11 protein-coding genes are annotated in these 16,915 nt (G+C 60.5%); 2 read left to right on the top strand and 9 right to left on the bottom strand.

Annotated features, from left to right (window positions below; genetic code table 11):
• Positions 1-11: 11 nt before the first annotated feature.
• From BLU76_RS09380 to BLU76_RS09370, 3 genes are all read right to left on the bottom strand, one after another.
• Positions 12-689 carry a hypothetical protein gene (locus BLU76_RS09380; RefSeq protein WP_092147066.1) on the bottom strand — a complete coding sequence of 226 codons (678 nt, stop codon included), beginning with the start codon at positions 687-689 and terminating at the stop codon, positions 12-14.
• Positions 686-1,402: a hypothetical protein gene (locus BLU76_RS09375; protein ID WP_092147064.1), complete on the bottom strand. Its 717-nt coding sequence runs from the start codon at positions 1,400-1,402 to the stop codon at positions 686-688. Before BLU76_RS09375 ends, BLU76_RS09380 begins: the two co-directional genes overlap by 4 nt.
• A 64-nt stretch (positions 1,403-1,466) precedes the next feature.
• The gene (locus BLU76_RS09370) at positions 1,467-2,276 is read right to left on the bottom strand and encodes a hypothetical protein (RefSeq protein ID WP_092147062.1); all 810 of its coding nucleotides are present in this window, start codon (positions 2,274-2,276) and stop codon (positions 1,467-1,469) included.
• A gap of 234 nt (positions 2,277-2,510) precedes the next feature.
• Here BLU76_RS09370 and BLU76_RS09365 point away from each other — a divergent pair, with 234 nt between their 5' ends.
• A complete protein-coding gene (locus BLU76_RS09365) occupies positions 2,511-3,107 on the top strand; it encodes a MarC family protein (protein WP_014336378.1) in 597 nt (198 codons plus the stop codon).
• Between the two features lie 3 nt (positions 3,108-3,110).
• On the opposite strand, the gene BLU76_RS09360 is transcribed toward BLU76_RS09365, so the two are convergent.
• The gene (locus BLU76_RS09360) at positions 3,111-3,932 is read right to left on the bottom strand and encodes a hypothetical protein (RefSeq protein WP_092222508.1); all 822 of its coding nucleotides are present in this window, start codon (positions 3,930-3,932) and stop codon (positions 3,111-3,113) included.
• Between the two features lie 217 nt (positions 3,933-4,149).
• Between BLU76_RS09360 and BLU76_RS09355 the strand changes: the two genes are divergently transcribed.
• Positions 4,150-4,800, top strand: a complete 651-nt coding sequence (locus tag BLU76_RS09355; RefSeq protein WP_092222506.1) for a hypothetical protein — start codon at positions 4,150-4,152, stop codon at positions 4,798-4,800.
• 132 nt (positions 4,801-4,932) lie between these two features.
• On the opposite strand, the gene BLU76_RS09350 is transcribed toward BLU76_RS09355, so the two are convergent.
• The 5 genes from BLU76_RS09350 to cobG all read right to left on the bottom strand — a co-directional run bounded on the left by BLU76_RS09350 (position 4,933) and on the right by cobG (position 16,782).
• The gene (locus BLU76_RS09350; protein WP_092222504.1) at positions 4,933-12,003 is read right to left on the bottom strand and encodes a TcdA/TcdB pore-forming domain-containing protein; all 7,071 of its coding nucleotides are present in this window, start codon (positions 12,001-12,003) and stop codon (positions 4,933-4,935) included.
• Positions 12,004-12,424: 421 nt separating this feature from the next.
• Positions 12,425-14,113: a precorrin-3B C(17)-methyltransferase gene (gene cobJ, locus BLU76_RS09345; protein ID WP_092222502.1), complete on the bottom strand. Its 1,689-nt coding sequence runs from the start codon at positions 14,111-14,113 to the stop codon at positions 12,425-12,427.
• Positions 14,113-14,844, bottom strand: coding sequence for a precorrin-2 C(20)-methyltransferase (locus BLU76_RS09340; protein WP_092222500.1), 732 nt, complete (start codon positions 14,842-14,844; stop codon positions 14,113-14,115). Before BLU76_RS09340 ends, cobJ begins: the two co-directional genes overlap by 1 nt.
• Positions 14,844-15,470 carry a precorrin-8X methylmutase gene (locus tag BLU76_RS09335; RefSeq protein WP_092222498.1) on the bottom strand — a complete coding sequence of 209 codons (627 nt, stop codon included), beginning with the start codon at positions 15,468-15,470 and terminating at the stop codon, positions 14,844-14,846. The genes BLU76_RS09340 and BLU76_RS09335 overlap by 1 nt, the downstream gene beginning before the upstream one ends.
• Positions 15,463-16,782: a precorrin-3B synthase gene (gene cobG, locus BLU76_RS09330; protein WP_092222496.1), complete on the bottom strand. Its 1,320-nt coding sequence runs from the start codon at positions 16,780-16,782 to the stop codon at positions 15,463-15,465. The genes BLU76_RS09335 and cobG overlap by 8 nt, the downstream gene beginning before the upstream one ends.
• Between the last annotated feature and the right edge of the window lie 133 nt (positions 16,783-16,915).

Genomic DNA, 16,915 nt, shown 5'->3' with positions numbered 1-16,915 from the left:
CGGAGCCCTGTTCAACATTTCAACGCATGAATATTACGGGTCGTCTCGGCGATAACGGCGCGCAGGACTTTTTCCCGGAACATTGAGTAATGCAGCGTGTTGAACGTCACGACCGCCATTTCTTCATGGCTGGTTTGCACAACCTCCTCTATCGGCCAAAAAAGGAAGGTCGAGAGCGTTTTACGAATGCTGAATTGCTTGTGATAAAGCGCGACCTCTATTCGCCCAGGCGATTTCGGCAGGCAGGGAACCACCTGGAAGAACGCCGAATCATGCTGCAGGCTTGCCCGTTCGAATGCCGCAAGGGCATTGGGGTGGCGCTTCAGGGCGCCAATCGAATCAGTCGCCGAGCGCGCAAAGCGTTCATCGAATGACTGGGAGATTTGCCGGGCAACACTCTCGGCCATTGACCCCTCGCCCGCCTGTCCAGGCCTGAGGGGACGCGCCGAATCCCACCCCAGGTACCTGAGCGTGTTCCTGTAGTAGTTGAACCAACTGCCCACCAAACCGTCCTGATAAGCCGACCGCGTTGCCAACTGGGCATACAGGTTGCTCAGACAGATGTCTTCGCGATCCTGGGGAGACAGCCCCTGGCCGAACGACACGAGGCTTGCCCCCACGACCGCAGCCGGCGCGGGATCGCTGCTGTGAAACAGGCGCTCGCCGGCCTGTAGGCGTTCGCTATTCATCGCGCGGCCCCCCGTTCAACGTCGTCAGAAATATCAAAGACATGCTTCGTTGGCTTATCACCCAGCTTCCGTACGATCGCACCGCGCAGGGGAGCGTAAAGCTCTTTCGATAAGTTGGCCTGAAAGCATCTGGACTGAAGATTACCGACCACATTGGCGACGGACAGGCACTGACCGAGGGGGTTGGAGATTGCCAGTTGCGTGGTCTCATAGCTCAGGGAAACGCTGCTCAGCAAGGGGGCTCGCCGGGCCAGAATCACTTGCAGGCAGACCCTGCCAACGGCTTCATCGGTCTCTGACGGTGGCACGGGCTCCTTGCGCTTGCAGGTCTGCTCGCGCAGTTGCTCGATGGCCGGCAGGGTACCGGGCAACTGCGCGACACGGTTCAACAGGCGAGTGACTTCATCGGCCACTGTAGGATCGACATACTCCCCCAGTCGACACCCTAGCCAGTGCGCCGCATTGAAGTTGGATTGCTCATCGAGGGTGAAGTTGTCCCATGCTGCAGTCTTTTGCAACCAACCGTTCTTCAAGACGTCACGGTACTCGTCATACCATATTTGTGCCTGGGTATAAGCCGGATACTTCTTGTTGGCGACCAACTGCGCGAACAATACCGAATCCAACACATCGCTTTTTTCCTGCCCGGCCATATCCGGAGACACTATCACGACAGCGCCAGCATTAATAAAAACCGAATAACCATCATTCATTGCAATCACCTAGTTATTTTTATGATTGGCGACTACGGTGTAGTCGCCAGGTGGATTCACAAGATCAGAGTTCGTATGCTTCGATTTTCTTCTGTGCTCGATCGCCGAGTCGTTCGATAATGGTCGCACGTGTACGGTTAATAACGGACGGCACCATGGTCATGTGGCTTTCACCGCGATACAAGTCGACCGAACTGCTGTCCCAATTAACGAACAAGACCTGGGTCTGGTTCGTGCGCTTGATGAAACGCACGGCTCCCAGTGCCATGATGACTTCGCCATGCGGCGTCTCATGGCAGGCGGCGACGCCAAACCCTCCCGCACCAGACTCCTGGATGTTCTGGTCAAACACCCGGAGCGGCCTGTCACGGGTTTGCAAGGCCGCGATGGCATCGCTGGCGACCTTGAGCATCAGCAGTGACGCCGGCCCGGGCACCGCGGCGGCCGTCACCGCCGACCCCAGGATCTTCAGCACCAGTTGGTCCATCTTGAAGCTCTTGCCCGAGGCGGCAACCGCGTCATAGTACTTCTGCAGGACCGTCCAGCCGCAATCCTGCATCACTTGCAGGAAAAGTTGATACCACTCCTTACCCTGCTCATCACGTGGGTAGCGCTTATTAGCCACTAACGAAGCAAACAGATAAGAGTGCTGGATATCCGCCTGGTTCTGTTCGGACATTCCCGAAACAAAAGCCAGGATACCGTCACCCACAATCGAAGCGCGATCCGGTTTTTCCGGATAGTCAGCCGTCTCGCCAGGACGCACAATAAAAGCACGCGTCGACAACTCAAACGCCTCCGGCTCAACATCATAAGCACTCAAGCGCTCCAGACGATCAGCCAGGGTTACAACAGAATCATATTTAACGTTCATACTATTTCCTTATTTAATCAAGATCATCCTTGGATCCGAGAGTTGAACTTACGCAACCCACCTCATCACAACAAGCGCGCAACTGTAACCGTAAATAATCAAATTCAATGGCGTACAATCACCTGTAATGAAGTGGCATTTTCCTGGACTTGCATCTCGCCCTTGCCACGAGCCGACAGACATCCCGACGCCTGATAGACTCCACGTCAAATTCATTCGTCGCGAGCCTCAACCATGCTCCATGTGCTGTTCAGCGTTTACCTGAAGATGCTGGTGCTCTATAGCCCCTTCTTCGTGCTGTCGTGTTTTATCGGCCTGACTCGCGGCTATTCGCGCAAGGAACAACGCCGCCTGGCCTGGAAGGTTGCGACCGCGACGCTGGTCTCCAGCGTGTTGCTGTATTTGTTCGGGCGGGTGATTTTCAGCGTGTTCGGCATCACCGTGGACGCCTTCCGTATCGGCGCTGGCAGTGTGCTGTTCATTTCGGCCCTGGGCATGGCCCAGGGCAAGTCGGCCGTACAGACCGACAACGTGCAGCAGGACGTGACCATCGTCCCACTGACCATACCGTTGACCGTCGGCCCCGGCACCATCGGTGCCCTGCTCGTGATGGGCGTGAGCCAGCCGCACTGGGACGACAAACTCATGGCCATCATCAGCATCGCCCTGGCCAGTTTCACCGTCGGCGTGGTGCTTTACCTGTCCAGCCGCATCGAGCGGATCCTGGGTGACCAGGGCTTGCAGATCGTCAGCCGGCTGATGGGTTTGTTTGTCTGTGCGCTGGCGGCGCAGATCATCTTTACCGGCGTGAGAGGCTACCTGGTGCCGTAGCCATCACGGCATGCTCAAGCGCACCTTGGGCTTGCGCCGGCTGAACCTCCTGCTCAGCACCTCCCGGCGATGTACGCCCAGATATTCCTCGATGTCCTGCCTGAACGCTTCATAACGCGCGGGGTTGAAGGTCACGAACGATTTTCCACGGAAGATCTCCCGCGCCGAAGATTGCCAGTTCACGAAAACCACACCGCCGTTACTCGAAGTACCGGACTGTTTGATCGAGGCGGACGAGGCGATCAGGATTCCGTTGGCCAACTGCTCGCAAGGAATGACCGACAAACGCGCGCCTTCGGCCACCTTGACCTGGCTGTTGAACAGACGCATGGTCTCCTCATCCCGCTTCAAACCGTCAATCGTGGTGCTCACCACGGTACCCAGCACCGTCGCCGCCGGAACGCTGGCCTTCACGCCATCAATGCTGATCACGAAGTCCATGTCCACCCGCCGGGAACTCTCGGAGTAACGGGTGTAACCGTCATCGGCAACGAAACACCCGAGGTCTTGCAGGCATTGGATAAACGCGTCGTACCACGCCCGCGTATTTTTGCCGCCAGGAACTTCAAAGTTGGCCTCCATCATCGCCATGGTCATCAGGTTCTCCATGATCGCCATATTGTTGAGCGACATGTTGTTGCCATAGCCCACGAGCGCATCCCCCAACATGAGCGCATCCAGGTCCTTGTTCGGATTGTCATGCATCTGCACCACGGACCTGCGTACACGTCGACCCGCAGTGGCCAGCGCCTTACGCTTGTTGATACGTGCCTGGATCAACTCAACACTTTGCGCCACACTGGCTCCACTTTCGAACTGTTCCATAAAAACCTCCTTGGTTATATATAAGCCCGCTCCTGCGGACCGACTTCAATCTAATTTATTATTTTCAGGAACAACAACACTGACTGATTGCAGAATATTAACCCGCGCATGCCTTCAAATATCCAGACTCAATTCCACTGCCGACTTAATCAAGACCCACGTTCATCATTGCACGTCCAACAAGCCAAACAACACACTTACTCTTGGCGGAAATATTATGAGCAATGAATTATTAACCGGATTGGTCACCGGCCCTAACCTGTTTTCGTATATCGGCGCACCCTCCCTGCAAGACCACGATGACATCGCCGATTGCAACAATATCGCTACCCGATCGGCCGACCTCGGCCATCATCGCTATGTAAATCCCAGGGGCTGGTTCGAAGAATATGCCCGCACCTTGAGTTTCCTCGGCTGGTCGCTGTATGGCGACTCCATCCATACACGCACACAACATCTCGTCTCGGGCTCCGTGGCGGATTTCCTGGTGCAGAGCGCCCACGCCATGAGGGATGCACAGCAGGCCAACGCAATGATCGATACCCTCGACACACTAAAAACCAATCACTCGGCCATCCTGTCCTTTGACAACGAAACCCAGGAAGGCGAGACCTTTCAAGTCGTCCCGGCCCGCTACGACTCACAAGGCAACCTTCATATCGCCCTGTTCAAACTCGAACTGAGCGTCGAGGTAAAGAGGCGCAGCTTCCTGTTCTGGAACTGGGAAGAGCGTTCAGCCAGGATCGTTCAACGCAAAGCGTTCCTGAAATTGGACCGAAGCGAACTCGACAACAAAAGGACACTTATCAACAAAGTCCTGGATGAACACTTGATGAGACGTTTTACCTTGAGAAGGAACGTCTCGTGAAACATTGATACTTCCAGGCCTGGCGTGGCGCAACGTTTTTATGGAATGACGGCCAATCAAAAAAGAGTTGTCGACTAACACACCGACAACTCCTTTTTTACTTAAAACCTAACCCTGGATAACGGCCTTGGTTCAACCCACCGTATTGGTCTCCACCGCATACGTTTCATCCGACAACGCTTGCAGCAGGACACCATTCTGGAGATCCGGCAGGGCATCCAGGCGCTGCACCAGTGTCGAAACGGCATAGTGTTGACCCCCACCGAAACTGAGCAACACGTCGCCACGCAAATTGACATCCGCCGCATACACCTCACGAAAAATCACACTGTGACCGCTGTTCGGATCGATGATCACCAGGTGCTCATGAACCTTGCTCAGCCATAACTGGTCTGGCTCATCCAGCTCCCAGATCAACTTGCCGGGGATGGTCACCGCGTTGCCCAGGGGATGTCGGCAGTCGAGGACCACCGACTTGACTCTCAACCAGGCGGCTTTTGACAACCGGTAACTCACCGCGCCCTGCCCCATGCGCAGGATCAGGATCTTGACGTCATCCGGCATCAACGGCAGCAGATCATCGATCTTCGCTTCGTGACCCTCGACAACCATCACCTCGCCTTCACGCTGGACATAGCTGAGCGGCCCGCCATGGCCCATGCCTGGCAAGGACAATAGCGTTCCGCTCCTGCTTTCGTGCAACAGGACGTTGGTCTGCCGTTGGGTCCCCAGTACCTCGAAAGATTCAGGGATGGCGGCCTTGGGAACCCGGATGACACGTTCAGTCCCGGCGACATACCACTTCAGGTCATCGGGATCGCCCACCGACAGCAGTGGGCTGGAGAACGCACGGGCGGTCAATTGCCTGAGCCCCTCGATCACCCGCCCCCCTTGAGTGACGACCCATTCCTGAGTGACACCGGTCACCAGCGCCGGCGCCTGGTCACGCAGCAGGACCTCCACGCCTTCGAATGTCACGCCACGCAGGCCCGCGCCATCGCCCGTCAACTCGACAAACTGCCAGGGCGACCACTCACGCTGGGGGTGGGGCAGTACGTCAGCCTTCAATAATTGCGAACCCTGGCCAAAGGCAGCGTCCAGCTTCTGCGGATCGATAAAGGCCTGGCGATAGACCTCGCCGCTCGCCACGTCGAGCAACCAGGCGGCCTCGCCGTCCGGGGTTGCGCCCAGCAACCGCAGCTCCTTGGTGCTGCCCAGGTCAGCCAGCAGCAACCGGTTGCCGACGTACCAGGCGCACAACCGCTCGTCACCACTGAGGTTGGTCAAACCGATCAGGGCAAGCGTTTTGTTCCTGTGCTGCAGGACCAGCGCATCCAGGGCCGTCCACCATTGTGCCCGGTCCTTGAACCACTGCTCCCTGACGCCGCCCAGTGCCAGGTCGCCTCGGCCACTCAGGTTGTAGAACACGCCATTCGAGGTCAGCGCCACGTAGCCACCGTCAACGGCGATGACATCCTCCAGGCCGGGGGCACGCGCCCACCGGTTGGCCCAATGCCCCCGGCCCTCTACCAGCGTACGCCGCCTGCCGCACAGCTCCTGTTTGAGCCGGTCATAGATGACAAACACATCGCTGTCGTCCGGCGGTGCGAGCAGCGTCAGGTCGGTCATGTTCTTGATCGAGTCGGGCCATCCACGTGGCTGGTTTCGTCGCGGCGAAGGACGAATGATCAAACGGTCACTGCGGCGAACCCAGGCCATGTCCCGCCACTGTGCATCGAACTTCCAACAGATCGAAACGAAGGGGGCCGGTTGCCAATTGACGGTGACGAACGAGTCCTCAGGATGGGTACTCGGTGTGAAGGGCAGGCTGTCACCCAGTACCTGCGACCAGTCGGCCAGCGTCTCGCTGGCACTCAAGACCGGTTCCATCGCCAGATCCAGCTCTCGTGTGATCGAACTGAGCAGCAGTTGCCCGTCATGGATCAGATACACCAGCACATCGACGCTCTGGTCCGCGCGGGTGTTTTGCTGGACGACATGAATCACCCCCTGCGCGTCCGCCTCGACGCTCTTGATGGCGCTTACCAGGTTGTTCGTAGTGCGCAACCAATAACGATGGCTCACCAACCCAGTGACCGCATCGACTTGCCAGATAATCAGGTTCTGCGGGTCGTAGAAATAGCAGGAGTCGCCGACAACCACCCGCAACACCGCGTCCTCGACACCCAGCAAATCGTCGCGAATATAAAGAAAGCGGTCCTCCTTCGCGTCATACCAGGCCGTGACGTAGCGAGGCTCGTCCGGGTCCTCAAACGGAATGAGGTGGTGGTGAATCGGTGTGTACGCCATCGCTAGACGGTGGTCTCGAGCCAGGGCCTTGAAATGATCCTGCAACGTTTGCTGATCCATGTCGGGCGGTGCGTCCAGTTCCAAAAGCACGAGCGTGCGGTTGAGCACATCAACCTTGAATACTTGATTATCGGCAAGCCGGAGTAAAATTTCGTGACGCCACCCTCCAACGATCGTTACCTGAATGTCGTCGATGAAGAACTGATCGTGACGCTCAATCCTTATCTCTTTCTCCGAGGCCCAAGAGGCGTCCATAAACCAAGTGGACACCTGTAGGCTCGTCGACTCCAGGCTCAGCTTCACGCCGGGATGAACGACCAATGCGCATCGTTTGCCGGCCCCCTGGATTTTATAAGCGATCATGTTGTGCCAAATCGGGGGAATAAGAGGCACCACCAGTGAACGGTCAGCACTATCGAGCAACACGTCGATCACCGTTGGCCGATAATCGGGAACCATGCGACGGACGATGTATTCACTGGGAAACGAATAAAAGGAAAACTGAAATTGCCAGCTGCCGTCCGCTTTTCTTTTCTCCAGGCGCCGTGCCGTGTCGAACCCGGTGTCATGACGCGATGTCGCGAATGGCAGGGCAATGTACTCATAGCGGTAACAGGTTTGCGGTGTGCAGGGCAGTACGATGACTTGGCCGGCGGGTGGCTTGAATGCAACTTGACCCGGCAGACCTAGATCTCGACGGATGTTAATGGCCCGATCGTAATCGAGTTCTATCGTCGGCACGCCAAAATGATCGCGTTGCGGATAGAGCTTGGGGCTGTCCAGCATCAATGCGCCCCGAGTCAGATCCAGCGCCTGGACGATCAACGACGAGCGCGGCAGCCATGCCCCCTGCCTGGCATCAAAGTGGTACGCCTGCAGATGACCCTTGGCGATTTCATCGAATAACAACCCGACCTCTTTGGCCTCCTCGGCAATGGTGGCGAAGCCCCGGGCCAATGCCGCGACCCCCACCGCCAACCCACCGAGCATCACCGCGGCGCCGCCCAGCATTGCGCCGGCCGTCGTGGCGCCAACCGCATAGGCGCTCACCGACAACACCAGGCTGGCGGAGTCGAAAGCCAGCTGGGTGCCGAACTGAGCGCGTTCGACGTCGTTGTGGGCCGTCGCCAACTGGTAGATGTCAAAACCGACATTGGCCAGTTGCAGCAGCCCCCCTGTGGCTTCACTGAGACTGGACCCCAGCGCCGCCTTGACCACTGGCGCGACGGTACGGGCAATCAGTTTCTCTTCGGCCAGCGCCTGCCGAACCAGGCCGACCAGGCCGGCGATATCCGCCACGACGCCATGCACCAACTGCGCGTAGTTGACATAGGCGTGCAAGCGCACCGCCAGGGTCAGGGGCCGACCCGATCCTTCCTGGCCGCGCAACGCGTTCATCAGCGCTTGTATGGCGAAACCGGCGTTCAGCGTGTGGACGCTCCCCACCTCGGTGGGGTCGCTCGGCACGAAGGGTTTGTTGGCCAAGGCTGAAAACTGTTCCGAGAGGTAGCTTTTTATCCGCAGGAGCCGATGGTCATCCGTGACCACCCGTACCAGTTGCTCAGGATTGGCCGGATCGATCAGGCTCACCCGGTACGACCCGTCCGGCGAGACCTCCAGCGTATCGAACAACGGCACAAGGTGCGCCGCCAGCTGGTTTTCCTGCTGGAGGCGGCTCGTCGCTTGCTCGATCTGCTGGCTCCACCAATGGCCATCCAGCGCCAGCAGACAGCTGCCCAGTCGAGGATTGTTTTGCAGCGACTGTCCACGGGCGCTGGCCAACCGCTGTCTCACAGGGCGTTGCGACTGCCCAGGCAAGGCGCCGGGTTGCAGCAGTTTCGAAACCTCAATGGCGCCTGGCAATACCTGCCTCGACACCCGTGCACCTTCCAGTTCGACCAGGTCGAAAGTCGGCCGCGCCGCATCGCCATACGCCGCGTAATGGCTGGCCATGTCCTGTTGGAGGAAGAACCGCTCCAGCGCCTGCCTGAACAAGGTCGGATGCTCGAACTCAAACACACCGAAATTCGGATCGTAGAAGTGATAGGTGCTGCGCTCACCCTCCACGGTCTTGGCCACCAGCATGGCGTGGTTATCGGAGTTGAGCATCAGCGTGCTGGTGGTCGTCCTGGCTTGCAGGATCTCCGTGACCTCATTCAGGTCCGAGCGCGCCAATGCACTGCCCACATCGCCGAGCTGCACATCGCGCAACGCCTCCACGCTGTTGAGGAAGGCCACCGAATCGCTTGCCCCCGGTTCGAGCACCGCGAGGTAGAAACGCTCACGCAAGGTGTTGACCGCAGCCTTGCCTTGCGACACGGCCGCCGCCATGGCGAGGGCCAGGGGATAGCAACGTCCGCCGACCCTGTCACCCTCACCCTGGAGCAGCAGATCCTGCGGTACAAGCTTGTTCGTGGCGGCCTCGAAACCGTTCAGGACAGTACCGAGGCGTTCGATGATCCGGACGCGATACTCAAGCTGCGCCACCTGACGAATCCGGGCCACGTGCTGGCCCCATTGGCGCAACGTCAACGGCTGCTCCAACGCGGTTTTCTTCAAGCCCAGGGCGGTTTCGCCATGCCTCGGTGGCGCATCGGTGGCGCTGGCGAGCCCGGCCAGGAAGGCCGGCGCCTGACGCTGGAGCAACGCTTGTTCGATCGCCGCATAACGGCCAGCGGTTCCGTGCGTGGCGAGGTTGTTGGCCAGGTTGTCCAATGACGGCCGAGCCGCGTCGAAGCTGCGGTTATCCAACGCCCTCGCGCCACTCAAGCCTCCCAGCAGCAGACGCTGCAAGGGGCTCAGCCGAGCGACTTCGAAACGGTCGCTGGCCAGGCGCTCCAGCAATTCAGCGATCGACAGCTGTCGCGTCTGCGAATCGCTCACCGATGCGGGCGGCAACGCATAGGCGCTTTGATCGCGGATCGACTGACGCTCATCAAAACCCAGCGGGATGGGCTTATCGAAGATCACCTCACCGTTATGGCGCTGGCTCATCATCTGCATGAACGGCTCACCCAGCTCATCGGCCAGATGCTGCAACAGCTCGGTAGACAGTACATGCCGCCCCTCGATCACGGGCCAGCCCTCATCGAACTGGAGGGCGCGGTATTTGAGCAGCTCTGCCATATCACCCGCATAACGAGCCTTGAACTGCCCCTCCTGCCAGCGTTTTTTTTCGTCGATCAGCCATTGCGCGGTGTCACGCGCGTTCTCTTTCCAGGAGTGATCCAGCTCCTCCTCCGTCGCCCGGTTGACCGTGGCGACGGCCTTGATCGCCACCTCCGCCTGCCACTGTTCGGCGGTTTGAGGGGTGAAGTGGGTGCGTTGGTAGTCCGCCATCCCCTGGCGCATGGCGGCGGGACCGGTGAGATAGATCGTGCCTTCGCTCTGGGGGCGGATACCATCGCTGTAGTAGGCGGCGGCCGCCTCCACCAGAAAAGCCGCGGCCAGTTCAATTTCCGGGGGCAGCTCATGCAATGCACCGAACACCTGCGTCGCGGCCTCGCGCGCCAGATCACTCATGGCCTTGACGTCGACCAGGCTGACGTTTTGCTCATCGGCCAGGCGCGCGGTGGCGTCGACGATTTCATAGTTGAGCCGTAAACGCTCGATCACGCTCTTGAGCATCGCCGCCCCGGGGTGGGCCATCAGGAATGCGTTGCCCACCACGTGCTGTTCGACGACAGCACGCAATTCGTCCGGTCGGGCCAGGCGCTCCGCCGGGGGGCGAAAGACGCGGTTCAACGCCGGTCCGCTTTTAGCGAAACGCTCAAGCGCTTCGCGATGCTCGGCTGGAATCTCGTTGGCGTAGTCCGTGTATTTATTGCGCTGGGCCTGGCGGCCGGGCATCCATTCGGGGTTTCGATCCAGCAGTAACTGCAGCACGCCCAGCCGCGCATCCGTCTGGAACGCCCGGATGTCCACCTCGCCCAGCTTTTCCGCCAAGGGCGGCAGGCCATCGACATCAGCGTAGCTGCCACCCTCGGCGAACAAGGCTTCGAAACGCACGATATCGGAGCCCCCGGCAAGCATGCCACGCAGACTGATCTCGCGTTCGTAGGCATCCTGCAGATGCAGTGGCAATTCACCGCTGGCCAGATCGCGCAGTGCCAGGCTGCCCTCGGCCAACGCTTCGAGACTGAGCCGGTTATCGTGCCTCAGGGCCACCAGTCGTGCCTTGTCCTGGCCGTACGCCCGAACCAGCAGATCGATTCTCGCGTCATCGGCGCTGCCGCCGTTGTTCACCGCCTCGGTGATATGGGCGTACATCTGCTGCTTCAGGACGATCGCGCGTTCTTCATAACGGTCGCCCAACGCCAAGGCATCGACACTGTTTTCTGCGCCATTGAGCATGGCATCAGCCTTGGCCGCTTCGACAATGATCCGGTTGGTTTCATAGGCCAGCAGTGCATCGCTGTCATACCAGAGACTGATGCGATAACCCTCCGGGCCCAGCACCTGTTTCCAGACATTGATGTAGTCACGCTGGATCGCTCCGACGCCGCCGCCCAGCCAGACCAAATGCAGTTTTTTTGGCACCTCGGTGGCAGGCACTTTCAATTGTTCGACGCTATTGCGCAGGCGCGTTTCGAAACCCTCTATCTTGTTGTAGGCGTGCGTCAGATCCGCGGCCTCGGCAACTTCCGGCAACTCAGGCGTACGCCGCCGCCTGCTGTTTCCCCGCAAGGCCCCCACGGCCTGTTTGAGCAACCCTAATGGCTCCAACATTTGTGGAGAATCGAGCAAGGCGATACAACCGAAGTAATAGCGCAACACCGCTTCATATTCATCGGTGCCCTTGTGGGTTATTAATGCCTGTTCAAGATCCTTAAGCCTCAACAACCCCACAAAATCGACGTAGCTGCCCGTCGATGAAATTCCAGATTTACTCATGGACAACACTTCCATTTATTGTATGTAAATAGCCAGGACAGCCCTCAGGCGCCTGAACATCAACAAGTTGAACGACACGCATCCATGCGCTGACAACCCATGAATCAGTGGTCTGATTAATTAACTGACCTTATCCAGGGTCATGACGACCCGCAAAGTCAAAACGAACATAACCCTCATCAAGACCGCGCTCAACCACTAAGGAATTCAATAAATGTCCAGCGGCGAACGTTCATCTTATTTCCTCACAACTTGGCATTCGAAACATTAGAACTTTCGACCTGCAGCCAATAAATCAGCCAACTAACGTCAGGACTTATTACATTCCGAAAAAAACGGATACAGGCACGCAGACCGATACCCGGGTGCACTCAGGGGCGGGAATCAGGAAGCGGTGGCCCAGGCAGGCCACCGGAGTTCATCAGAGCGGTTTACTGCCGTACCAGCGCGGTGTGTACACCCAGTCGCCGCCTTCGGCACGAGGGAAGACACAGGTCGTGGAAGAGCCGATCAGCACCATGGTGCGCATGTCCACCTGATCCGGGGTCAACTGCCCCAGCGTCGTGACGCGCAGTGTCTGGCCCGGGCGTCCGATGTCGCGTCCCAACACCACCGGCGTCTGCGCCGTACGGTGGTGCGCGACGATTTCCAGCGCCCGCCCCAATTGCCAGGGTCGAGAGCGCGAGATCGGGTTGTAGAACGCCAGGGCCAAATCCGCCTCGGCGGCCAGGTCCAGGCGTTTTTCGATGATCGACCAGGGCTTGAGGTTGTCCGACAGCGACATCACGCAAAAGTCATGGCCCAGCGGCGCCCCAGCCTGGGCGGCGGTGGCCAGGGAGGCCGAGACGCCGGGAAGGATTTGCAGGTCGACGGCGTGCCATTGGGCATCCGTCGATTCGTGCAACGCTTCGAGCACAGCGGCGGCCATGGCGAACACGCCCGGGTCACCGGATGACACCACCACCACGGAGCGGCCCTGGGCCGCCAGTTCGAAGGCATGGCGGGCGCGCTGCATTTCCTCGCGGTTGTCGGTGCAGTGCTGCACCTGATCGGCCCGGAACGGCCCGGCCATGCGCACGTAGGTTTCGTAGCCCAGCACATCGGTGGCGCGGTCGAGTTCGGCGCGTACCGCCGGCACCATCAGCTCGGCCGCCCCTGGGCCAAGACCGATCACCGCCAGGCGCCCGCGCAGGCGGCCGACCTGTCGAGGGTCGAGGGGCTGCTCGGTCACAGCGACGGCATGCTCGCCCAATATGCGAATTGACGCCGGTTGGTCGAGGGTTTCGCTCAGCCACTGGCCGACGTCACCAGCGACCGGCGCGAAACGCAGCGGCACGTTCAAGGCCGATGCGGCTTCATGCAACTCTGGCCGGGCCATGTCGCTGTCCGCCGCCAACAGGCATGCCAGCGACTGCACGGCGAGGTCGGCCTTACGCAAAGTCTCGCCAATGGCCGGCGACGCCCCCGCGCTGATCGCCACGACGACATTGCGCGGATAAATACGCAGCTCATCCGCCGCAGGCGTGCCCGCGGCGCTGTCGATGCGGATCGCCAGCCGGGCCTGTTCATCCTCGGGCAACTGCGCCTGGTCCAGCCACGGCGCGGCCCCCTCGATGCGTACCGATTCGCCAGCGAGCAGATCGGAGACGAAACGCTTGCCCTGCTCCAGATCGCCAAGGCTGTAGCCGCTCGGTGGATTGAGCAGGCAAGTACCAAACCGCAATTCACCGCTGGTGGTGATCGCCGGCGCGACATGCAGCGTCTGCGCAATCTCGCGGGCCATGACATTGACCCCGCCCAGGCCGCCCAGCAGCGGCACCACGGCACTGCCGTCCTCGGCCACCGCCAGCACCGGCGGCTCGGCGCCTTTTTCCAGCAGCAGCGGCGCCAGGGTACGGATGACAATACCCGCCGCGCACAAGGCAATGATCGGCGTGTCCTGTTGGTAGAGTTCACGCATCGTCGCGCCAAACTCAAGGTATTGCCGATCACCCTCGACCCGTCCGGCCAGGCCATGGATCAGGGCGTCGGGGTAACGCTGCTGAATCCGTCGGGCGGTTGCCAGGCTACCGGGGCCGAGGATGACGATGGCCGGCGTCTTGGCGGCCATCAACCCTGCCACCGTTCGCCCGGCACGATGATCAACGAGAAGTACGGCGAAGACATCGGCTCGACTTCATCCAACGGCACGATTTTCTGATTGGCCATGGTCGCTCGCTCGACGTACAGCGCTCGCCCGTCCATGCCCAGTTCCTGAAGCACCTGGCGAACCTTGGGGAAATTGCGCCCCAGCTTCATGATCACCGCCGCGTCGGCGTCGGCCAGGCGACGCTTGAGATCATCGTGGGGCAAGACGCCGGAAAGCACCGACAGGCTCTGGTTGCGATAGACCAACGGCGCACCGAGCACCGAGGCGCCGCCGAGCATCGAGCACACCCCGGGAATGACCTCGGCGTCATAGCGCTCGGCCAGGCGATCGTGCAGGTACATGTAGGAGCCGTAGAAGAACGGGTCGCCCTCGCAGATCACCGCCACGTCGCGACCGGCATCCAGGTGCACGGCCATCTGCTCGGCGGCGGTGTCGTAGAAATCGGCGATCACCTGTTCATAGGACAGCGGCGCAGGCAGCACCTCGGTGGTGACCGGGTAGACCAATGGCAGCAATGTCTGCGCGTCCTGCAAATGGGCCTCGATGATGCCGAAGGCGTTGCCCTTCTTGCCCTTGGCGACGAAATACGCCACCACGGGCGATTCGCGCAGCAGGCGCAGGGCCTTGACCGTAATCAGTTCCGGGTCACCGGGGCCCACGCCGAGGCCGATCAGACGTCCAGGCTGCTGCATCATTCAATCTCCGTGGCGAGGGCATTGACGGCCGCGGCGGCCATGGCGCTGCCGCCGAGACGGCCTTGCATGATCACGAACGGCACACCACGGCTGTCGGCCGCCAGCATCGCCTTGGACTCGGCGGCACCGACGAAGCCCACCGGAAAGCCGAGGATCAATGCCGGTTTCGGTGCGCCGGCATCGAGCATTTCCAGCAGATAGAACAGCGCGGTCGGTGCGTTGCCGATGACCACGACGCTGCCTTCCAGGTGCGGGCGCCACAGCTCCAGGGCGGCGGCCGAACGGGTGTTGCCCAGCTCAAGGGCCAACGTCGGCACGCTTTCGTCGCGCAGGGTGCAGATCACCGGGTTGTTGGCCGGCAGGCGAGCCCGGGTCACGCCTTCGGAGACCATCCGCGCATCACACAGGATCGGCGCACCGGCGGCCAGCGCCTGGCGCCCGGCCGTGCCTGCGCCCTCGGAAAACTGCAAGCCATCGATGGCCTCGACCATGCCGCAGGCGTGGATCACGCGTACTGCGAGTTTTTCCAGGTCGGCCGGAATGCGCGCCAGGTTGGCTTCGGCGCGGATGATCGCGAAGGAGTTGCGATAGATCTCCTGACCGTCGCGGATGTAATCAAGCATCAAGGGGGCTCCGGGAGCGAGCGTCGAGCCAGTGGCCGAGCGCTTCAATAGTTAGATTGTGTGCCTGCAACGCGCCGAAACCCGGCAGCGTGACATCGCGAAAATACAGGTCATAACGACCGGGGGCGACCGCCAGCAAGGTGGCAGGCGCGACATGGGCTGCCGCGCAGGAACGCGGGCAGCCCGACAGATGGACTTTCAGGGTCTGGCCCTGGCGTTGCAGCAGCTCGGCCAGTTGGCGGGCATCGGCCTTGGTGTCGGCCAGGGCTTTGCCACAGCCACTGGAGCCGGTGCAGGCGATGAGCTGCGCCAGGGGTTGATCGAGCGAGCACAACAGGCCCAGGCCCTCCAACCCCGCCAAGACTTCGTCCGCCTCCTCGCGGCGCACGCTGGGCAGCAGCAGGCTTTGCCACGGCGTGAAACGAAGGCTGGCGTCGCCCTTCTCCCGCGCCAATTGCGCCGCCCCGCGCAGCATGTCCGCGTCGAGACGGCCAAGCGGCGCCGCAGCCCCGACATAGACGCGGTCGTCGTGCTGGGCATGGGCACCGATGTGCAGTCCGTCGGTGGCCGCGTGCCGTTGCCAATCGCGACAAGCGTGCAGCGGCACGCGACCGGCCAACCGGGCCATGAACTCATCCGTGGGGATTTCACTCAACAGGTGACGCATGCGTGTCTGGTCCGGGCGGGCCAAGTCGAGGAACAACGCCAGCACCGCCACCACCAATGCATGCCCCTGGGCCATCGGGACCCTGCCCACCGGCTCATCCAGCGGCGAGCCAGCCAGGCCGAAGACCAACCAGGGTTCGCCTTCATGGACAAGGGCCGACAGCCACAGGTCATGATGATGCTCGAGCATCGCCAGCGCTTCCCCACCGTCCAGTTGCACGGCGAACTTGGCCGACAGTTCATGGAAGCGCTCATGGGTTTGCAGGGTGAAAAGGATCTGCGCGGCCAACGGACGAGTATCCAACAACATCTGCCTGTCGATCCCGGCTGAGGGGCTGAGCATCAGGTTGCGCACGTCATCGCCAGCCGGGGTTCGGGGCCCAAGCCCGGCGGCCAGTAATTGTTCGATCAGCGCGCCGTGCTCAGGACCGATGCCACGGATTTGCAGGTTGCCACGGTTGGTCGCCTCGATCACGCCAGCGGCGAACCGCTCGGCCGCGGCCGCCACGGCGTCGGCCTGGTCCGCCCGGATGGAGCCGCCATCGAGCTTGATCCGACAGATTCCACCGTCCAATGCCTGGACGACACGCAACAAACCCGGACAACCCGAGGGGCGTATGACGTTGGTTGATGGACGTTCGTTCAAGGGATAACCGCTAGACAAGGCACGCCACGACGGCGAAGGAGCGCCATTATGCCTGCTTTGCCGGGGGTCATGAAAAGCTTGCCGGTCGGATTGCGGACGACAGGCAATGTTGTTCACTGAAAGTAGATGAGCC

The sequence above is a fragment of the Pseudomonas sp. NFACC08-1 genome, assembly GCF_900106735.1.
Classification (GTDB): Bacteria; Pseudomonadota; Gammaproteobacteria; order Pseudomonadales; family Pseudomonadaceae; genus Aquipseudomonas; species Aquipseudomonas fluorescens_Q.
Note: the sequence above shows the minus strand (reverse complement) of the source record. Positions and strands in the feature narration are given on the sequence as shown.